This window comes from Dokdonella immobilis, from assembly GCF_900115085.1.
Taxonomy (GTDB): domain Bacteria; phylum Pseudomonadota; class Gammaproteobacteria; order Xanthomonadales; family Rhodanobacteraceae; genus Dokdonella; species Dokdonella immobilis.
Map to the genome: position 1 here is coordinate 178,853 of NZ_FOVF01000004.1, position 18,765 is coordinate 197,617.

At 66.0% G+C, this 18,765-nt stretch carries 18 protein-coding genes and 1 riboswitch; of the genes, 7 read left to right on the plus strand and 11 right to left on the minus strand.

Translation table 11 applies throughout. The annotated features are described in order from the left end of the window. Window positions 1-12: 12 nt before the first annotated feature. From BM125_RS04850 to thiC, 4 genes are all read right to left on the minus strand, one after another. Window positions 13-600, minus strand: a complete 588-nt coding sequence (locus tag BM125_RS04850; RefSeq protein WP_092405462.1) for a ferritin-like domain-containing protein — start codon at window positions 598-600, stop codon at window positions 13-15. A 127-nt stretch (window positions 601-727) separates the two neighbouring features. Next, window positions 728-2,623: a sulfotransferase gene (locus BM125_RS04855; RefSeq protein ID WP_092405464.1), complete on the minus strand. Its 1,896-nt coding sequence runs from the start codon at window positions 2,621-2,623 to the stop codon at window positions 728-730. A 93-nt stretch (window positions 2,624-2,716) separates the two neighbouring features. Continuing rightward, window positions 2,717-3,343, minus strand: coding sequence for a plasmid pRiA4b ORF-3 family protein (locus BM125_RS04860; protein ID WP_281243924.1), 627 nt, complete (start codon window positions 3,341-3,343; stop codon window positions 2,717-2,719). A gap of 20 nt (window positions 3,344-3,363) precedes the next feature. Next, complete coding sequence (gene thiC, locus BM125_RS04865; protein ID WP_092405468.1) at window positions 3,364-5,241, minus strand: phosphomethylpyrimidine synthase ThiC; 1,878 nt, start codon at window positions 5,239-5,241, stop codon at window positions 3,364-3,366. Window positions 5,242-5,333: 92 nt separating this feature from the next. Continuing rightward, window positions 5,334-5,428: riboswitch (TPP riboswitch) on the minus strand. 291 nt (window positions 5,429-5,719) lie between these two features. Between thiC and pepQ the strand changes: the two genes are divergently transcribed. Then, window positions 5,720-7,060 carry a Xaa-Pro dipeptidase gene (pepQ, locus tag BM125_RS04870; RefSeq protein ID WP_092405470.1) on the plus strand — a complete coding sequence of 447 codons (1,341 nt, stop codon included), beginning with the start codon at window positions 5,720-5,722 and terminating at the stop codon, window positions 7,058-7,060. 159 nt (window positions 7,061-7,219) lie between these two features. After that, complete coding sequence (locus BM125_RS04875) at window positions 7,220-7,771, plus strand: DUF3016 domain-containing protein (RefSeq protein ID WP_175497917.1); 552 nt, start codon at window positions 7,220-7,222, stop codon at window positions 7,769-7,771. 15 nt (window positions 7,772-7,786) lie between these two features. Here BM125_RS04875 and BM125_RS04880 read toward each other — a convergent pair whose 3' ends face one another. Together BM125_RS04880 and BM125_RS04885 are read right to left on the minus strand one after the other, a co-directional pair. After that, entirely contained in the window at window positions 7,787-8,560 is a 774-nt protein-coding gene (locus tag BM125_RS04880) for a YdcF family protein (protein ID WP_092405474.1), read from the minus strand. Between the two features lie 37 nt (window positions 8,561-8,597). Next, complete coding sequence (locus BM125_RS04885; RefSeq protein ID WP_245778791.1) at window positions 8,598-9,785, minus strand: class I SAM-dependent methyltransferase; 1,188 nt, start codon at window positions 9,783-9,785, stop codon at window positions 8,598-8,600. 64 nt (window positions 9,786-9,849) lie between these two features. Between BM125_RS04885 and BM125_RS04890 the strand changes: the two genes are divergently transcribed. Next, on the plus strand, window positions 9,850-10,602 hold the full coding sequence (locus tag BM125_RS04890; RefSeq protein WP_092405476.1) for a pteridine reductase: 753 nt from the start codon (window positions 9,850-9,852) through the stop codon (window positions 10,600-10,602). Window positions 10,603-10,653: 51 nt separating this feature from the next. Here the strand turns inward: BM125_RS04890 and BM125_RS04895 are convergent, their stop codons facing one another. From BM125_RS04895 to BM125_RS04905, 3 genes are all read right to left on the minus strand, one after another. Continuing rightward, window positions 10,654-11,499 carry a DUF6159 family protein gene (locus BM125_RS04895; RefSeq protein ID WP_092405478.1) on the minus strand — a complete coding sequence of 282 codons (846 nt, stop codon included), beginning with the start codon at window positions 11,497-11,499 and terminating at the stop codon, window positions 10,654-10,656. A 119-nt stretch (window positions 11,500-11,618) separates the two neighbouring features. Next, a complete protein-coding gene (gene folK / locus BM125_RS04900; protein WP_092405480.1) occupies window positions 11,619-12,104 on the minus strand; it encodes a 2-amino-4-hydroxy-6-hydroxymethyldihydropteridine diphosphokinase in 486 nt (161 codons plus the stop codon). Then, window positions 12,101-13,357: a mechanosensitive ion channel family protein gene (locus BM125_RS04905; RefSeq protein ID WP_245778792.1), complete on the minus strand. Its 1,257-nt coding sequence runs from the start codon at window positions 13,355-13,357 to the stop codon at window positions 12,101-12,103. Before BM125_RS04905 ends, folK begins: the two co-directional genes overlap by 4 nt. 106 nt (window positions 13,358-13,463) lie before the next feature. Here BM125_RS04905 and BM125_RS04910 point away from each other — a divergent pair, with 106 nt between their 5' ends. After that, window positions 13,464-14,213, plus strand: a complete 750-nt coding sequence (locus tag BM125_RS04910; RefSeq protein ID WP_092405482.1) for a proteasome-type protease — start codon at window positions 13,464-13,466, stop codon at window positions 14,211-14,213. Between the two features lie 162 nt (window positions 14,214-14,375). Here BM125_RS04910 and folB read toward each other — a convergent pair whose 3' ends face one another. Together folB and tsaD are read right to left on the minus strand one after the other, a co-directional pair. Continuing rightward, the gene (gene folB, locus BM125_RS04915; RefSeq protein WP_092405484.1) at window positions 14,376-14,729 is read right to left on the minus strand and encodes a dihydroneopterin aldolase; all 354 of its coding nucleotides are present in this window, start codon (window positions 14,727-14,729) and stop codon (window positions 14,376-14,378) included. 42 nt (window positions 14,730-14,771) lie between these two features. Then, window positions 14,772-15,812 carry a tRNA (adenosine(37)-N6)-threonylcarbamoyltransferase complex transferase subunit TsaD gene (gene tsaD, locus BM125_RS04920; protein WP_092405486.1) on the minus strand — a complete coding sequence of 347 codons (1,041 nt, stop codon included), beginning with the start codon at window positions 15,810-15,812 and terminating at the stop codon, window positions 14,772-14,774. Window positions 15,813-15,872: 60 nt separating this feature from the next. On the opposite strand from tsaD, the gene rpsU reads away from it, so the two are divergent. The 3 genes from rpsU (at window position 15,873) to dnaG (ending at window position 18,680) form a co-directional block, all read left to right on the plus strand. Then, window positions 15,873-16,088 (plus strand): 30S ribosomal protein S21, encoded by a 216-nt coding sequence (gene rpsU, locus BM125_RS04925; protein ID WP_092405488.1) that lies wholly within the window; start codon window positions 15,873-15,875, stop codon window positions 16,086-16,088. 209 nt (window positions 16,089-16,297) lie between these two features. After that, the gene (locus tag BM125_RS04930) at window positions 16,298-16,744 is read left to right on the plus strand and encodes a GatB/YqeY domain-containing protein (RefSeq protein WP_092405490.1); all 447 of its coding nucleotides are present in this window, start codon (window positions 16,298-16,300) and stop codon (window positions 16,742-16,744) included. Window positions 16,745-16,877: 133 nt separating this feature from the next. After that, window positions 16,878-18,680, plus strand: coding sequence for a DNA primase (dnaG, locus tag BM125_RS04935; protein ID WP_092405492.1), 1,803 nt, complete (start codon window positions 16,878-16,880; stop codon window positions 18,678-18,680). The last annotated feature ends 85 nt before the right edge of the window (window positions 18,681-18,765 follow it).

The following is an 18,765-nucleotide window of genomic DNA, read 5'->3' on the forward strand; positions in this document are numbered from 1 at the left end:
CCGGCATCCGGCCTACTTGCGCTTTGCCGGCTTGGCCGGCTCGCCCTTCTTGCCGAGCGCCTCGAGCAGCGTGCTCATGTCTTCGGCATGCTCTTCCTCGACCGCGAGGATCTCTTCCATGATGCGGCGCGTGGTCGGATCGGCATTGCCGAGATAGGTGACGATCTCGCGATAGCTGTCGATCGCGATGCGTTCGGCGACGAGGTTCTCCTTGATCATGTCGACCAGATCGTCGCCCTCGACATAGTCCGAATGGCTGCGCGTGAGCAGGCCCTCCGGTGACAGGTTCGGCGCACCGCCGAGCTGGGTGATGCGCTCGGCGATGCGGTCCGCATGCCCTTGCTCCTCGTTCGCATGCTCGAGGAATTCGGCGGCGACGCTCTGCGCATTGATGCCCGAAGCCATGTAGTAGTGGTACTTGTAACGCAGTACGCAGACGATCTCGGTGGCTAGCGCCTCGTTGAGGATCTTGATCACGGTCTCGCGGTCGGCCTTGTAGCCTTCGGTGACCGCGCCGCGTTCGATGTGCTCGCGCGCACGCTTGCGGATGTTCTTGATGTCGGAAACGAAGGGTTTGCTTGCTGGATTGTTGGCGGCCATGGGTTTGATCTCCTTGCGTGGATGACGCGGGCCTGCCCGCGCGTTCGCGAAAATCGCGGACACGTTGCGGCACGGCGAAGCCCGACCATTGTGCAGATCGATCTACAGCCAAAGCTGAACGGAGCCGTTAACCCGTGCGCGATGCGGCTTCGGCGCGCTCGGCCGTGCCCGCGATCAAGGGCAGGATTGCCTCGATTTCATGTTCGTGACGTCGCCATTTTCCGGCCGATGGCGCGGACAACGTGTGCACCGAATGCGGTAGCGCCGCCTTTAGCAGGGTATCCCAATCCAGACCGAGTTCGGAGCAAAGTCCCTGAATGACCGACTGCGGGGCGGCTAGAAACGCGTCATAGCGGACCCGGTGAACGCGGTCAGCAGGGACCTCGGCCAGATCGTCGAGCAGGATGCGCGTGGTCGCCTCCCATTGCCGCGCCACGATTTCGGGCAAGGGTTTGCCGCGCAGCTCGCGCCAGCCCGGGACGAGGGCAAGCGACCAGGCTGGCTGGCCCCAGTCCGGCAGATTCGGATAGGTGCGGAATCGGCCGGAGCTCCACGCTTCGATCATGCTCGACAGAACCTCGCGGGGTTCGCGATAGAGATAGATGAATCGGGCGTCGGGAAAAACCTTGCGAAGAAAAGGAATGCGCAGCGCGTTCTTCGGAGTCTTTTCAAGCATGCGCAGACGATGGCCTGGCGGCGCCGAGCTGCCGTCGCGATCGCGCAGCACCTCATCGAAGCGACTGCGCAACTCGGCGATGACAGCGGGCGTGGCCTCATCGACACCGAGCCGGTTCGATTCGAATCCACGTGCCGCCGGATGCAGTTCGGGCATGCCCTCGAGGCGACCGTGGCTTTCGCCGCCCACCGTATACAGCGCCGGCGCCCGCGCCAGGGTCTCGAATAGCAAGGTAGAGCCCGAGCGGGGGGGCGATACGATGAAGACCGGGCGATCGAAGCGCGGATCCGCGATCGACGCCGACTGGGTGCGCTCGGCGACCGCAGACCTCAGGGCGACGCTGCTCGAAGGGGCATCGGCTCTCGCGCCAGCGTCAGGGTCGGTCCCAGGCGCAACAGACGAATCGGCTTTCGTCCGATCATCCAGGGCTGAACGCAGAATCATCGGTGCCAGCGCCGTGAGGAATGGCGATCCATTGCGCAACACAATCGCCTGGCCCTGTTGCTTCATCGCGTGAGCAAACCTGTCGAGCGCGGCGCGATAGGCGGGCCACCCATCGCGATCACTGCCTGATTGGGCCCAGAGGCCGAGCCAGGTAGCGCACAGCCGTGCGCTCTCCTGTTGAACAAGGGAAAGCTGGGGATGAGGTTGCGATTCGGCAATCAGGAAATTCAGATGATCACGCAGCTCCCAAGGCGACATCACACTGGGCAGGTTGACCGACTCATAGATGAGTTCAGGGTTGGCGCCCGGATCGGGGGCAATCGTTGGCGCATGCCATCCGGGAGCCGCGCGCCCCGCAACACGACCGCCACTGGCCAGTTCCCAGAAGCGTTCGCCGCCCACGGTGTCTGCGACCAGATGGATGCGCTGGCTTTGGGCGGCATTGATCACGCGATGCGTTCGCCAAGTATCGAATATCCAGCATTCACCGGCGGCCATGTTGACCTCGCCCTCGCCGCAGATGAAACGCACGGTTGGCTGGGTCAGGATCGGCACGTGCACCCGCACTCGTTCCCGCCAGTAATAGGCCAGATCGGAATGGGCTGGCACTTCGGCATGCCCGCTGAGGCGCATCAGACGACTGCGGCCCCAGACCGCGCCCATGCTGGCAAGCACCTGGCGCAGATAGGGACAGGCATCAAGATGGGGTGTCGGTCGCATTGGCCCGGAAATCGAATCGCTCGACGGATCGCCATCGACAGCGATCAGCGGCAAGGCGGAATTGCCGGCATAGCCCTGCGGATGCGGCCGCCAGACCTCCTCGCCGAGCCGCTCGACTTCTTCGAGCAGGTGGGCGGCGTCGTAGCGCAGCGGCAACTGGACAAACGGGACCTGGAGTTTCATGGCCCGATTATCCCACAGTGGCAGGATTCCTCGTGATCCTCTGCAGGCTCACGCGGCGCGCTTTCGCAAATGCCAGGCGATACGCGGATACCTTCAGGGCTTGCGAGAATCGATCGATCGCCGCTTGCCGAGCGCGGATTTTCCTGCCCTGGCCATGCGCTCCCAGAACGCGTGCAGATTCGACAACTGCCTGTTGACGGCTGCGATGTCGAACCGATTGGCGTCCCATTCACCGCCGAACCACTCAAACGTGTCGGCATGCTCCGGATGCGAAGGCTGCGCCATTACGTCGAGCAGCTCGCGATAGCGCCAGGGCCCGCCGCAGTCTTCGGGTGGACATGCGCCACTGCCCGCGAGGCACTTCAGTGCATCGCCTGCATGATCCGGAGGCGATACCGCCGTCACCGTCAGGTCGTGAATCCAGTCGTCGCCGAAATCGTAAAGATAAATGAGGCGAGCCCCCTCGGCGGGGGCAATCTGTTGCAGGGTGATCTTGCGTTCGTTGTCGGCCCCGCCGAACTCCGGATCTGGCGGGCCGTAACGCGCTCCGCTGCCAAGATCGGCGCCGGCCACGAACTGGTGCAGATGCGAATCCGTCCAGCCCATGGCGATCTGGATGGCGTCGTGCAATTGGTCCAGGCGCAGCCCTGACGGCGCGACGATTTCGCGGACCACGGTTGGCGTGACGTCCCTCAGCCGGATTCGCAATTGGTGCGTCACCGAAGTCTCCGTGGGGCGAGTCAGGCCGGCCGATACACGTCAGCGCCCGACTTGCGAAACTCCGCCGCCTTCTCGGCCATGCCCTCGTTCAGCGCGGCATCGGCTTCGAGGCCGTGTTCCTTGGCGTAGTCGCGCACGTCCTGGGTAATCTTCATCGAGCAGAACTTCGGACCGCACATCGAGCAGAAATGCGCGGTCTTGTGCGCCTCTTTCGGCAGGGTTTCGTCGTGGAATTCCTTGGCCTTCTCCGGATCGAGGCCGAGGTTGAACTGGTCGGCCCAGCGGAATTCGAAGCGCGCCTTGGACAGCGCGTTGTCGCGGGCCTGCGCGGCCGGGTGGCCCTTGGCCAGGTCGGCGGCATGCGCGGCAATCTTGTAGGTGACGATGCCGTCGCGGACATCCTGCTTGTTCGGCAGGCCGAGATGTTCCTTCGGCGTCACGTAGCAGAGCATCGCCGTGCCATACCAGCCGATCATGGCCGCTCCGATCGCCGAAGTGATGTGGTCGTAGCCCGGCGCGATGTCGGTGGTGAGTGGCCCGAGCGTGTAGAACGGCGCCTCGCCGCACTTCTCGAGCTGGCGCTCCATGTTCTCCTTGATCAGGTGCATCGGCACATGGCCGGGGCCTTCGATCATGGTCTGCACGTCGTGCTTCCAGGCGATCTGGGTCAGCTCGCCGAGCGTATCGAGTTCGGCGAACTGGGCCGCATCGTTGGCATCGGCGATCGAGCCGGGGCGCAGGCCGTCCCCGAGCGAGAAGCTGACGTCATAGGCCTTCATGATTTCGCAGATTTCCTCGAAGCGCTCGTAGAGGAAACTTTCCTTGTGATGCGACAAGCACCACTTGGCCATGATCGAGCCACCGCGCGAGACGATGCCGGTGACGCGCTTCGCGGTCAGGTGGATGAACGGCAGGCGCACGCCGGCGTGGATCGTGAAGTAGTCGACGCCCTGCTCGGCCTGTTCGATCAGGGTGTCGCGGTAGAGCTCCCAGGTCAGGTCCTCGGCGACCCCGCCGACCTTTTCGAGCGCCTGGTAGATCGGCACGGTGCCGATCGGCACCGGCGAGTTGCGGATAATCCACTCGCGCGTTTCATGGATGTGCTTGCCGGTCGACAGATCCATCACGGTGTCACCGCCCCAGCGAATCGACCAGACCATCTTCTCGACTTCCTCGGCGATCGAACTCGACAGCGCCGAGTTGCCGATGTTGGCGTTGATCTTCACGAGGAAGTTGCGGCCGATGATCATCGGCTCGGATTCGGGATGGTTGATGTTGTTAGGGATGATCGCGCGGCCGCGGGCGACCTCGTCGCGGACAAATTCGGGCGTGATGAGCTTCGGCAGCGAGGCGCCGAACGACTCGCCCGGATGCTGCTTGAGCAGGTGCTGCTCGCGGATCCGGTCGAGATTCTGGTTCTCGCGGATCGCGATGTATTCCATCTCGGGCGTGATGATGCCCTGCTTCGCATAGTGCATCTGGGTGATGTTGCGGCCGGCCTTGGCCCGGCGCGGTTTCGGCACATTCGGAAAGCGCACGTGGTCGAGCTGGTGTGCGCCGGCGTGCCTGCGCGTGAACGGCGAGGAGAATTCGGCCAGCGGCTCGCTGTCGCCACGCGCGGCGATCCAGGCCGCGCGCAGGGCAGGCAGGCCGGCGGCCAGATCGACGCGATAGTCCGGATCGGTGTAGGGACCCGAGGTGTCGTAGACCGCGAACGGTGCGTTCTTCTCGACGCCGAACGTGCTCGGCGTATCTTCGAGCACGACCTCACGCATCGGCACGCGGATGTCGGGGCGCGAACCCTCGACATGGATCTTGCGCGAACCGGGGATCGGCCGGGTCACGGATTCGGAGAGCTCGGCGGCTTCGGCCAGGAGCGGGTTCGGTACGGCGTTCATTGGACTTGTCCTGCTTTCCTAGGGATCGACCTCTGCGGATCGACTCCGGCGAGGGATTCGCGAATCAGAAAAGCGGGCCGTCGGGCGCGCAGCGCCCATCAGACAAAGCTCCCTACACCGGTGCAAACCGGATCAGGTTCCAAGGGACTCTCTCAGCCGGCAAACGCCGGCACCCCCGCTTCAGGCCGGCATTGAAGCACGTCGCCGCGCGGGAGGCCAGCCACTCACGTCTTGGGTCGAGACATGCGCAGTCGAAGCACCTCGAGGACCCCAGGCACCCTTCGAATTCGGCGCTGCGCGCCTACGCTCAGGGCGAACAGGGCATCCTCAGGTTTCGATGCCAGCGCCTTCGCTTCTGCGGAGCCCTGCGAAGGAGCCAGTCCGCAGGCTTGGGTAGCACCGGAGGCCTTCGGCATCCGACGCATCGCCATGCGAGCGCTCGCGGGGCACAATGGGCGCTCAATGCCGAGGAGTCGTCATGGATACGCAGCACCCCGACCTGTACCCGCTATTCGCCGCCCACATCGACGTCCTGAAGGCGCGTTCCGACGCCGCCCTGGCACGCGGCGGCTTCGACCATCTGGTCATGGCGGCCGGGGTCCCGCGCTACCAGTTCCTCGACGATCGCGACTATCCGTTCTTCGTCAATCCGCATTTCAAGCACTGGTTGCCGGTGACCCGGGCCCCGGGTTCGTGGCTGGTCTACACGCCGGGGCGCAAGCCGAAGCTGGTCTACCTGCAGCCGGCCGACTACTGGCACGTGGTGCCTGAAGCACCTGCCGGCTACTGGGTCGAGCATTTCGACATCGTCGTGATCCGCGAACCTCAGGATGCGCTGGCCGAGCTGCCGACCGACATCTCGCGCTGCGCGATCATCGGCGAGGACAACGCGGCGCTCGACGGCTTCAGCCCGAACAATCCGCAGGGCGTGATCGACGCACTGCACTACCAGCGCATGTTCAAGACTGACTACGAGCTGGCCATGATGCGGGTCGCCAGCAAGATCGGCGCGCGTGCGCATCGCGCCGCCGAGGCCGCGTTCCGCGCCGGCGAATCGGAATACGGCATCCACATGGCTTATCTCGATGCGGCGCGGCAGACCGAGAACGAATTGCCCTACAGCAACATCATCGCGCTCAACGAGCATGGCGCGATCCTGCATTACCACGACCTGCGCCATGCACCGCCGTCGCACCTGAACTCGTTCCTGATCGACGCCGGGGCCAGCTTCCATGGCTACGCCAGCGACATCACGCGCACCTACGCGGGCGCCGAGGCGGGCGAGTTCCAGGCCCTGATCGACGCCGTCGATGCGGTCCAGTTGGGCCTGTGCGAAAAGGTCCGTGCCGGCCAGGACTACGCCGCCCTGCACGTACACGCCCACCACGCGCTTGCCGGCGTGCTCAAGGACCACGGCTTCATCCGCATGAGTGCACAGAGCGCGGTCGAATCGGGCGTCTCGGCGACCTTCTTCCCGCACGGCCTCGGCCATCCGATCGGCCTGCAGGTGCATGACGTGGCCGGATTCGCGCGCGACGATTCGGGCGCGACGATTCCGCGTCCTGAAGGACATCCCTACCTGCGCATGACGCGCACGATCGAACCCGGTGCCGTGGTCACGATCGAACCCGGCCTGTACTTCATCGACATGCTGCTGGAAAAGCTCAGGAAAAAGCCCGAAGGCAGGGACATCGCCTGGGATCGTATCGATGCCTTCCGCAAGTATGGCGGCATCCGCATCGAGGACGATGTCGCCTGTACCGGCGATGCGCCGGAGAACCTCACCCGCGACGCCTTCGCCCTGGACAGGAAAGCCTGAGATGGCTGCCGCCGCGATCCGGACGGGTCCGGCGCGGCTGAACCCCGCACAAACGGCGTCGATCACGCCAGGCCAGGGTGCAACCGAATGGCTTCCTGCGACGTCCATGCTCACACGAGTGTGCGCAACTGCTGCGCACCCAGCCACGCGGAGATCGACATGAACCGTATTTCACCCTGGCGACGCTGCTGCGTGGCCCTGGCCTTGCTGGGCCTCGCCCTCGCCAGCGCAGCAACCGTGGCAGCGGAGGTCAGCGACGCGTCCCGCGTCAGCGTCAACTGGACCGATCCGGCGCAGTTCACCGAAGTCCGCTACAGCCATGCCCTCGGCCAGCCGAAGCCCGAAACCTGGCTCGAATCGATGCGCAAGACCGTGGTCCAGCGCGCCGACAAGCTGCTCAAACCCGGACAACACCTCGAAGTGACCTTAACCGACGTCAAGCTGGCCGGCCAGTACGAACCGTGGCGCGGCCCGGCCTACCGCGACGTGCGCGTCGTCAGGGACATGTATCCGCCGCGCATCGACCTGCGCTTCAGCCTGACCGACGCGAACGGCAGCGTCATCGCGAGCGGCGAGAGAAAGTTGCGCGATCCCGGCTTCCTGACCCGCGGTACGCCCAACGGCAGCGACTCGTACCGCTTCGAGAACCGCCTGCTCAAGGATTGGCTGGTGCGGGAGTTCGGCGCCGACGATTCGGCCGCCCGCAACTAGGGAGCGTCCGCCACGCTAGCGCTCGTCGGCACCGGCCCACGGATCACGCGTGGTGCTGCGTAGCCAGCCCATGCGATAGGCGGCCTCACCGACCATTTCATGGATGGCGGCGTCGGACTTGTCCAGCGCCGAGCTCGAGGGCAGGTAGTAGCCGATACTGTTGGGGCCGGCGTAGCGCGAATCGGCCGGCCAGGCACAGACCTCGAACCCCGTCTGCTCGAAGGCGTAGATCGCCCGCGGCAGGTGCAGGGCCGAGGTGACCAGCCCGATGCGCTGCGGGATAGCCAGTGCGCGGACGAACTGGGCGTTCTGCCAGGTCGAACGCGAGGCGGTTTCGAGGCTGATCGCCCCGGAAGGTACCCCAAGCCGTTGCGCCAGCGCGCCCATCAAGGCGCTCTCGGCGATTCCGTACTGGCCTTCGCCGCCGGAAATCACCAGCCGTCCGTCTGAATGCGCCTCGAAACGGTCGACCGCGGCAAACAGGCGTCGCAGGCTGTATTCGCCGAGCGCGGCAAAATCGCCTGCATCGCGTGGCTCACGAGAAATTCCCCCGCTCAACACCACGATCGTCGACGGCAGCGGAGGCGAGCAGAGGTTGCGTGCCGGCACACGCGACTCCTGCCAGCGCACCAACTGGTTGGCGACCACGGGCAGGCTGGCCAGCACGCAGGCCACCAACGGCAGCATCGCCAGCAGGCGCAGCCAGCGCGGCAGCCAGCGCCACAACGGCAGCAGCACGAGGGCAAGCAAGATGCCGAGGCGTGTCGGCGAGAGCAGGGTCGTCAGCATCGCTGTTGCACCGCTGGAGTGTCCGGGCAGGCCGGAGTCACAGCCGCGAACCCTGGTCGATCGCCGCCAGTCCGGGCGGCAGGGCCGCTTCGGGCACCTTGCGCGCCAGCAGCAGGGCCTGGAAGCGCTCACCCATTTCGCCGGGCAGGGTCAGGCGCTTGACCTCCTGGGCGAGACGATAGGTCGTCGCCTCATCAACGCCGGCACTGGCCTGCGCGAACCGCTGCGGCAAGCCGGCCGCGAGCAGGAACTGGGCCTGCGAGGCGTAGCCGGCGACACCGAATCCGGCCTGGTTGCCGGCCTCGGCCAGGGCAGTGAAATCGACGAAGGCGGTCAGGTCCTGCAAGCCCGGCCAGAGCAGCGCCTCGCCGTGTGCGCGATGCCGGTAGTGACAGACCAGGGTGCCGTCGTTGCGTTCGGGCAGGTAGTACTCGTTGCGCGGGTAGCCGTAGTCGACGAACAGCACCAGGCCCGCTTCCAGCGAGCCGAGCACGGCCTGCATCCAGTACGGCAGTTGCGGCAGGATTTCGGAACGGTAGCCGTCGGCGAACTCGCGCCCGAGGTCGCGCTCGACATGGCGTACGGCACCGGCCACTAGCGCGTCGGCGGGACAATCGGTACGCCGGAAGCGACTGTCGTCGTCGAGCGTGACGTGTTCTTCGTAGACCTCGCCATCGCGTTTGCTGAAGCGCGTCGCCGGCAGTGCATCGATGACCTCGTTGGCAAACAACACGCCCCGCCAGGCTGCTTCCGGAGGCCGTTCGAGCCACTCCACACGGGCGAACAACGCGGGCGCCAGAGCGTCGCGCAGCCGCTGGCGCTGGCGCTCGCGCAGGTCCGCGCTCGGTTCGAGGATGCGATAGCGGCGCGGCACGGTATCCGCCGCGGCGAGCGCACCGAGGGCGACCTCGGCAAAGGCACCGCTGCCACCGCCCAGTTCACAGAAATCGGCGTCGGCGCCGAATTCGCGCAGGCACGGCGCCAGGGCGTCGGCCACGGTCTGGGCGAACAGCGCGCCAAGCTCCGGTGCGGTGACGAAATCGCCGGCCGCGCCGAACTTGGTGCGACCGGCGCTGTAATAGCCGAGCCCCGGCGCGTACAGGCAACGCTCCATGAAACGCGAGAACGGCATCGGGCCGTGGCTGGCGATTTCCTCGCAGATCAGCGCGACCAGGCGCGCGGAGTGGGCGCGTTCCTCGTCCGAGGGTTGCGGAAGGGTATTCACGGCTGGTCCGCTGCGCCGACTTGCGGCAATCTGCGCAGGATACCGACGCGCACGGAGAACACCAATGACGGAAACCGCGAACGCCCGGCCAGTCGTGCTGATCACCGGCGCGGCCCGCCGCGTCGGCGCCACGATCGCGCGCACGCTGCACGCGGCTGGTTACGACCTGGCCCTGCATTGCCGACATTCACGCGACGAACTCGATGCACTGATCGCGAGCTTCGAGCAGGTGCGGCCTTCAAGCACGCTGGCCCTGCAGGCGGATCTGGCCGACTTCGAGCGCCTGCCCGACCTCGTCGATGCGACCCTGGGCTGCTACGGCCGCCTCGATGGCCTCGTCAACAACGCCTCGTCATTCCATCCGACCGCGTTCGGTGAAGTCGGCCAGGCACAATGGGACGAGCTGTTCGCCTCGAACGCGCGTGCGCCGTTCTTTCTTTGCCAGGCCGCCGTTGGCGCCTTGCGCGCCAGCAGGGGCGCCATCGTCAACCTGCTCGACATCTACGCGGAACGGCCGCTGCCCGGTTATTCGGTCTACTGCATGGCCAAGGCGGCCCAGGCCGCGATGACGCGCGCCCTCGCCCAGGAGCTCGGGCCGCAGGTGCGCGTCAACGGCGTCGCTCCGGGCGCCGTGATGTGGCCGGAACAGGGCAAGGCCTATGCGAAACAGGAAACGATCATCGAGCGCACGCCGCTCAAGCGCGCCGGTTCCCCGGAGGACGTGGCCTCGGCGGTTCTGTGGTTGTTGCGCGATGCGCAGTTCGTGACCGGCCAGATCATCAACGTCGACGGCGGTCGTTCGATCGCGATTCCGTGAGCCCCGCCCGCCGCGGTTGCGGCGAGCGGGAAGCGGTCGGGCGGGGAACGCTCAGGCCTTGACCTTGAACGCGCCGGCGACCATGGCGTTATCGAACGCCTGGCCTGCTTCACCTTCGGTGGCGTAGCGGTAGAGGGCCGCCGCATAGACCCCCTGCAGGGCGGCCTGGACCAGGATCAGCAGGAGCAGGGCCAGCACGAAGGCGACGATCGTCGTGACGATGATCGAAACGATGCCGGTGGAGACGGCCAGCACGATCAGGCCGCCGCCGAGGATCGCAAGGGCGAAGATGCCGAGCCCGAAGACGAGGCCGATGCCGCCGGTACCGATCAGGTTCTGGCCCCAGGTTTTCTTCAGCAGTTCGGCGCTGCGCTTGACTGCATCGATCGGACCGACATCCTGGCTGACCAGCACCGGCACGACGAGGAACGAGGCCACCGTCCAGGCCAGGCCGATCAGGCCGATGACGAAACGTCCGATGAAGCCGGCACGTTCCTGCAGCGCACGCAGGATGACGCCAACCGTGGCCGCGATCACCGCGTAACCGAGGATCGCCGGCAACTTGGACATGGCGATGCGGAAGCCGTCGGCAACGGTCGGATCGCCGCCATTGAGACGGATCATGGCCGCGCCGATCAGGGCCGAGTTGAAGAAGATGATGACGAAGTACTGGACCACGTAGAAGGCGAACAGGAACACATAAAGCAGCGGATTGGCATGCTCCTCGCGCATCCCGGCGAACAGGCCGCCGAGGATCGCCGGCACGAAAAAGCTCGCGGCGACGATGATGCAGCAGAGCGCCGAAAGCAGCGGAAAGACCAGCAGTTCCTTGTCGGCGCGGAGCACCGCTGCGCTGGACTTGACCAGCGACCAGCTATGCGAAAACTTCTCGAACATGTCGACTCCCTGGATTGGATACGGATGCAACGCGATGGCGCGGCCGGAGTATAGCGTTCAGGATGCGGGCGCGGCACAAGGCGCGGACGTTGCCGGCCGGACGACCCATGCCGGCACGCTCACTCGAGCGTCACGCGTTCCAGGTTGGCGGCATGCTCGGGATGCCGGCGCCACAGTTCGGCCATCGTTTCGCCGCTGAGCGGATGCCTTGCGTCCGGCGCGATGTCGGCGATCGGCGCCAGCACGAAGGCGTGGCGCAGTTCGTCGCGCGGCACCTGGAGGTGGCCCGGGCCGTCGATCACGCTGTCGCCGAACAGCACGATGTCGATGTCGAGCGTGCGGCTGGAAAAGCGCGGCACGTCGCGGCGGCGCCCGTGTCGGTCCTCGAGTGCATGCAGCCAGTTGTCGAGCTGCGGCGCAGTCCAGTCGGTGTCGAGGGCCACGGCCAGATTGAGGAAGGCCGGCCCGTCGAAGCCGACCGCTTCGGTGCGATAGGTCGGCGACACGGCCCGCACGCCGAACTGCGCGCGCAACTCGGCCAGCGCGGTGCGCAGATGGCGCTCCGGATCGAGGTTCGAGCCGAGACTGAGAATGGCCCGGGTCATGCCCGCGGTCCTGCGAGCGCCGAGGTGCCGGATCCTATGCGTTCGATCGCTTCGCGCAGGTCGCTGCCGGCCGGTTTCTGATACAGGCGCAGGCCGAACTCGGGCAGGATCGCGATCAGGTGATCGAAGATGTCCGAGAGGATGCCTTCGTACTCGCTCCAGGCCGTGGTTTTCGTGAAGCAGTAGAGTTCGAGCGGGATGCCCTCGCCCTTCGCATCGAGCTTGCGCACGATCAGGGTCATGTCCTGGCGGATGCCTTCGTGCGTCTTGAGGTAGGCCAGCGCGTAGGCGCGCAGGGTGCCGAGATTGGTCAGTCGACGCTGGTTGAGCGGCGAATGGCCATCCTCACCGAGAGCCGCATTGAAGCGCGTCACCTCTCCCGTCTTGTCGGTCAGGTAACCACGCAGGACCCGCGACTCAGCCATGCGCCGGACATCGTCGTCGCCGAGGAAATGCACGCTGCCGGCATCGATCAGCAGCGCGCGCTTGATCCGGCGTCCGCCCGCTTCGGTCATGCCGCGCCAGTTCTTGAACGGATCGGCGATCAGGCGCCAGGTCGGAATCGTGGTGATGGTCTTGTCCCAGTTCTGCACCTTGACCGTGTGCAACGCGATATCGATGACGTCGCCATCGGCACCGGCAGCGGGCACCTCGATCCAGTCGCCGACGCGCAGCATGTCGTTGGAGGTCAGCTGGACGCCGGCGACGAGGCCGAGGATGGTGTCCTTGAAGACCAGCAGCAGGATCGCCGACAAGGCACCGAGGCCCGACAGCAGGATCAACGGCGAGCGATTGATCAGGGTGGCGACGATGACCACCGCGGCAATGATGTAGAGGGCGATCTTGAGGAACTGCACATAGGTCTTGATCGAGCGCGTGCCGTTGCTGGCGCGCCGGTAGACCTCCTCGATCGCGTTCAGCATCGCGCCGAGGGCGAGCACGAGGAACAGGATCGTGCCGGCCAGGGCCAGGCTGCGGATCAGCGCGACCAGCGTGGCCGGCAGACCGGGAATGAAGCCGATGCCGAACTGGATGATCAGGGTGGGTGCGATCCGGGTGAGCTGGCGCAACGTGCCGTGATCCATCAGCACGTCGTCCCAGGTCCATGTCGTGCGCGCGGCCAGCTTGCGCATGCCGCCAACCAGGGTTCGCCGGACCACCGTGGCGGTCAGCCAGGAAGCCAGAGCGAGGGCGAGCAAGCCACCGACCGTTCTCGCCATCGGATCGGCCAGCCACGTGTTGAGCGTGTCCAAGATGTCGGTCTCCCCGTCGCAGTTCACCATCCGCTCAGGTTTGGGCTATCGCAGCGATAGCAAGCCGTGTCTACAATGTGGACCCGGATCGATTGCAGCTTCAAACATGACGTATTGTGTGGGAATCCATGTCGACGCCGGCCTCGTGCTGGCCGCCGACACGCGCACCAGCGCCTCGTTCGACGATGTGCGCACGCACGGCAAGATGCACGTGTTCGAGAAGCCGGGCGAGTGCGTGTTCGTGTTGATGTCGGCCGGCAACCTGGCCACGACCCAGGCCGTCATCTCGGCCTTGCGCCGCGACATCGAGAATCCCGATGCGCCGTTCAGCCTGTTCAAGGCCAAGCGTCTGTACGAAGTCGCCGATTATATCGGCCGCGTGCTCGTCGCCAACCAGGCCCAGGTCAACAAGAAGGCGCAACACAACAGCGTCAGCGTCGAGGCCACGCTGATCCTCGGCGGCCAGATCGCCGGTGGCGAAGCGGCGGTGCGCCTGATCTACCCGCTCGGCAACTGGATCAACGCGTCGCCCGAGACGCCGTATCTGCAGATCGGCGAATCGAAATACGGCAAGCCGATCCTCGATCGAATCATCGATCGCGACACCTCGCTGGAGGACGCCGCGCGCTGCGCGCTCGTATCGCTCGACTCGACGATTCGCTCGAATGTCTCGGTCGGCCTGCCGATCGATCTCGCCATCATTCGGGATGGCGAGCTGCGCGTCAGCCAGCAGGTGAGGATCGACGAAGACACCGAGTTCTTCGCGGATATCCGTGAGGCCTGGGCCGAAAAGCTGGCCGCGGCCGTGCATACGCTGCCGCCGTTTCCGTGGGAAACGACGACGGGTAACGCCTGAGCGCCACGCGGAACCCGAAGGATTTGGCTCGGCTTCTGCTCCAAAGTGCTTCGAAGGCAAGACACACCGAGCGGCTCACACACCTCGCTCCGCCCGAACCCTCACCCGCCCCTGCGGGGCACCCTCTCCCGGGGGGAGAGGGGCGCGGCACGTGGTTCCGCATCAGCTTCGCGCGCGCTCGATCTGGACACCCACCGAACGCGATCCGCGCACGGCGCCGGGCTTGGCCAGACGCAGCTTCACGTGCGTGACCTCGAATTCGTCGAGGATGATCGCCGCGCAGCGCTCGGCCAGGGTTTCGACGAGCTGGAATTCGGCGGCCTCGACGAAGGCGATCAGGCGCTTGGAAACGGCCTTGTAGTCGAGCGTGTCCTCGATGCGGTCGGTCGCCGCCGGTCGCGTGTTGTCGAAGCGCATCTCGATGTCGAGGGCGACGGTCTGGCGGATCCGGCGTTCCCAGTCGTAGATGCCGATGACGGTGTCGATACGCAGGTCTTCGATGAAAACAATGTCCATGGATTCGGATCGGTTCGGTGAATGGTCGGGGAGCCGCACGGATCAGATGACGGCAGGCAGGGATTCGAGATCCCAGCGCGGAAAGACCTTGATCTGCGGATCGTCGTGCTGGCCGGCCTCGAGACGGATCGCGCCCGCGAGGGCAATCATGGCGCCGTTGTCGGTGCAGAATTCGAGGCGCGGGAAGTAGGTGCGGAAGGCGTCCGCGTTGCCGGCGCCGGCAAGCGCAGCACGCAGGCGCCGGTTGGCGCCGACGCCTCCGGCCACGACCAGGCGCCTGGCGCCGGTCGCGGCCATCGCGCGCCGGCATTTGATGGCCAGGGTCTCGACGATCGCCTCCTCGAAATCGCGGGCGACCGCGGCACGCGTGGCCTCGCTGCCGTCGCTGCGCTGCCAGGCCAGCAGGACCTGGGTCTTGAGCCCGGAGAAGCTGAAATCGAGGCCGGGCCGATCGGTCATCGGCCGGCTGAAGCGGAACCGGCCCGGCTCGGCCGTTTCGGCCAGACTGGCCAGGGCCGGGCCGCCCGGATACGGCAGGCCCATGAGCTTTGCGGTCTTGTCGAAGGCTTCGCCGGCGGCATCGTCGAGGGTGTCGCCGAGCAGGCGATAGCGGCCGATCGCCTCGACCTCGATCAGCATCGAATGGCCACCCGACACGAGCAGGGCCACGAACGGCGGCTCGGGCGGGTCGTCCTCGAGCATCGGTGCGAGCAGATGGCCCTCCATGTGGTGCACGCCGATGGCCGGGATTTCGAGGCCCCAGGCCAGCGAGCGGGCCGCGGCGGCACCAACCAGCAGGGCGCCGACCAGGCCCGGGCCGGCCGTGTAGGCGACCCCGCCGAGATCCTTGACGGCCAGCCCGGCCTCAGCCAGGGTCTGCCGGATCAGCGGCAGCAGCTTGCGCACATGGTCGCGCGAGGCCAGTTCGGGCACCACGCCGCCGTATTCGGCGTGCAGCTCGACCTGGCTGTACAGGGCGTGGGCCAGCAGGCCGCGCTGGCGGTCGTAGACGGCCACCCCGGTTTCGTCGCAGGAGGTCTCGATGCCGAGCACCGGACCGGGTTTTGCAATGATCGATGCCATGAAATAGAATGCGCGGCTCGCCCGAGAGCCCGGGTTGTCGAGTTTAACAGCGGAGAGACTATGCCTAGCGTCAAAGTTCGCGAGAACGAACCATTCGAATTTGCCCTGCGCCGCTTCAAGCGCACCTGCGAGAAGGCTGGCGTGCTGGCCGAAGTGCGCAAGCGCGAGTTCTACGAAAAGCCGACCCAGGAACGCAAGCGCAAGCGCGCGGCTGCGGTCAAGCGCCACCTGCGCCGCGTCTCGCGCGACGTCACCAAGCGTCAACGCATGTATTGATCGAGCGGCTGCGCGATCGCTGCGGCGATCCGTGCGACCGATCGACAGGGGTCCGGGCACCGCGCCGGACCCGCGACATCCGGGCTGAATCTCTCGGCCGGCACTGCCCACGCAGCGCCGGCCGTTTGTGTTTGCGGCGTTCCGATCCGGCCCTGTCCCGGGCTTGAACCGTTCCGGGCGGCCCTCCATCCACGACCACGAGGTGCACGATGTCCCTTCTCAAGGCCCGCATTACCGATGACATGAAGGCCGCGATGCGCGCCGGCGAAAAGGATCGCCTCGGCGTGATCCGCCTGATCCTGGCCGCCCTCAAGCAACGCGAAGTGGACGAGCGCATCGAACTCGACGATGCCCAGGTGCTCGGCATCCTTGAAAAGATGCTCAAGCAGCGCCGCGATTCGATCGAGCAGTACACGGCCGCCAACCGCGAGGACCTGGCCGCGGTCGAGCGCGCCGAAGTCGAGGTCATCCAGACCTACCTGCCCACCCCGCTATCGTCGGCCGAACTCGAGGCGATCGTCAGCAAGGCCATCGCCGACACCGGCGCCACCAGCGCCCGCGAGATGGGCAAGGTGATCGGCCTGGTCAAGCCCCAGGTCACCGGCCGCGCCGACATGGGCCAGGTGTCGGAGTTGATCAAGGCCCGGCTCGCTTAGAGCCGGGAAACGGGAATAGAGAATGGGGAATGGATCGGGAGCAGCGCTGAGGCAAGGGCCAGCTGCTTTCAGCTTCATGCCGTCTCCATTCCCTATTCCCCATTCCCCATTCCCGGCCATTTAGACTTACCAAATGGCCGGCCGCATTCCCGAGCGCTTCATCGACGAACTCCTGACCCGCATCGACATCGTCGATGTGATCCAGGAGCGCGTGACGCTGAAAAAAGCCGGGCGCGACTGGTCGGCGCGCTGCCCGTTCCACGACGAGCGCTCGCCCTCGTTCACGGTCAGTCCGGCCAAGCAGTTCTACCACTGCTTCGGCTGCGGTGCGCACGGCAGCGCGATCCGCTTCCTGATGGACTACGACCGCCTCGAGTTTCCCGATGCGATCGAGGAACTGGCCGCGCGCGCCGGCCTCAAGGTCGAATACGAAGGCGGCCAGCGCGACAAGCCGCGCGAGGACGTCGGCGATCTCTACACTCTGCTCGATGCGGCGGCCACGTTCTACCGCGAGCAACTGAAACACAGCGCGGCGGCGCGCGCCTACTTCGAACGGCGCGGCCTCGACGCGGCGATCCTCGAACGCTTCAACCTCGGTTTCGCCCCGGACCAGTGGGACGCGCTGAAGAACGCGCTCGGCACGACACCGCAGCGCGTCGCCCTGCTCGACAAGGCCGGCATGCTCGCCAGCGGAGAACGCGGCGGCAAGTACGATCGCTTCCGCGATCGCGTGATGTTTCCGATCCTCGACCGGCGTGGGCGGACCATCGCCTTCGGGGGGCGCATCATTTCCAGCGATCGTCCTGATCGCGAGGATCAAGAAGCGGACATCCCTGTCCGCACTCCTGACAAGAGCCCTGGCCCCAAGTACCTGAATTCCCCGGAGACGCCGCTGTTCCACAAGGGCCGCGAACTGTTCGGCCTCTGGCAGGTGCGCGACACCCACCAGAAGATTCCGCGCCTGCTCGTGGTCGAGGGCTACATGGACGTGATCGCCCTGCACCAGTACGGCATCACCCAGGCCGTGGCCACGCTCGGCACGGCGACGACCAGCGACCATGCCGAACTGCTGTTCCGCAATACGGCCGACGTCTACTTCTGTTTCGACGGTGATCGCGCCGGCAGGCAGGCGGCCTGGCGTGCGGTCGAATCGGTGCTGCCGCGCATGCGCGACGGGCGCCAGGCCTGGTTCCTGTTCGTCCCGGACGGCGAGGATCCCGATTCGCTGATCCGCAAGGAAGGGCTCGACGGCTTCGAACAGCGGCTCAAGCAGGCCATGCCGCTCAGCGAGTTCTTCTTCGCCGAAACCGGCAAGGACGTCAGCCTGTCGAGCATCGACGGCAAGGCGCGCCTCGCCGAGCGCGCGCGCCCATTGATCGGACAGATTCCTGACGGCGCCTTCCGCGACCTCATGTACGCCGAACTCGAGCGATTGAGCGGGGCGAAGACCGTCGCCGCCGCGGGACCGGGCGGATCCACGGCGCGTCCGTCATCCGGCAGCAGTGCACGCCCGGCCCAGCGTTCGCTGGTGCGCACCGCGGTGGCCCTGCTCGTGCAGACGCCCGCGCTGGCTGCCGAAATCGAACCGCCCTGGACCTTTTCCGAACTGCGCCAGCCCGGCGTCCCGCTGCTGGTCGAGCTCATCCGCCTGTGTCGCGAGCGCCCGACCCTGACCACGGGTGCCCTGCTCGAACACTTCGCCGGGCGCGAGGAAGCGAGTGCGCTGAACAGGCTGGCGACGATGGACCTGCTCGTCGACGGCGAGCATGGGCGCGCCGACTTCCTCGGCGCGATCGGACAATTGGACGTCCAGACGTCCCAACAGCGACTTGACGACCTGATCGCACGCCAGGTCGAAGGTCGTCTCTCCGAAGCGGAACGCGACGAACTGCGCCAGCTGATGGCAAGCAAGCCCGCACATCGGCGCAAGCAATAGGTTTCCGATGCAACCGTAGCTTGACAAGCAGGGCTCCGATCGGCTCCACTTGCTGCATGTGCACAATTATTATGACTACGACGAT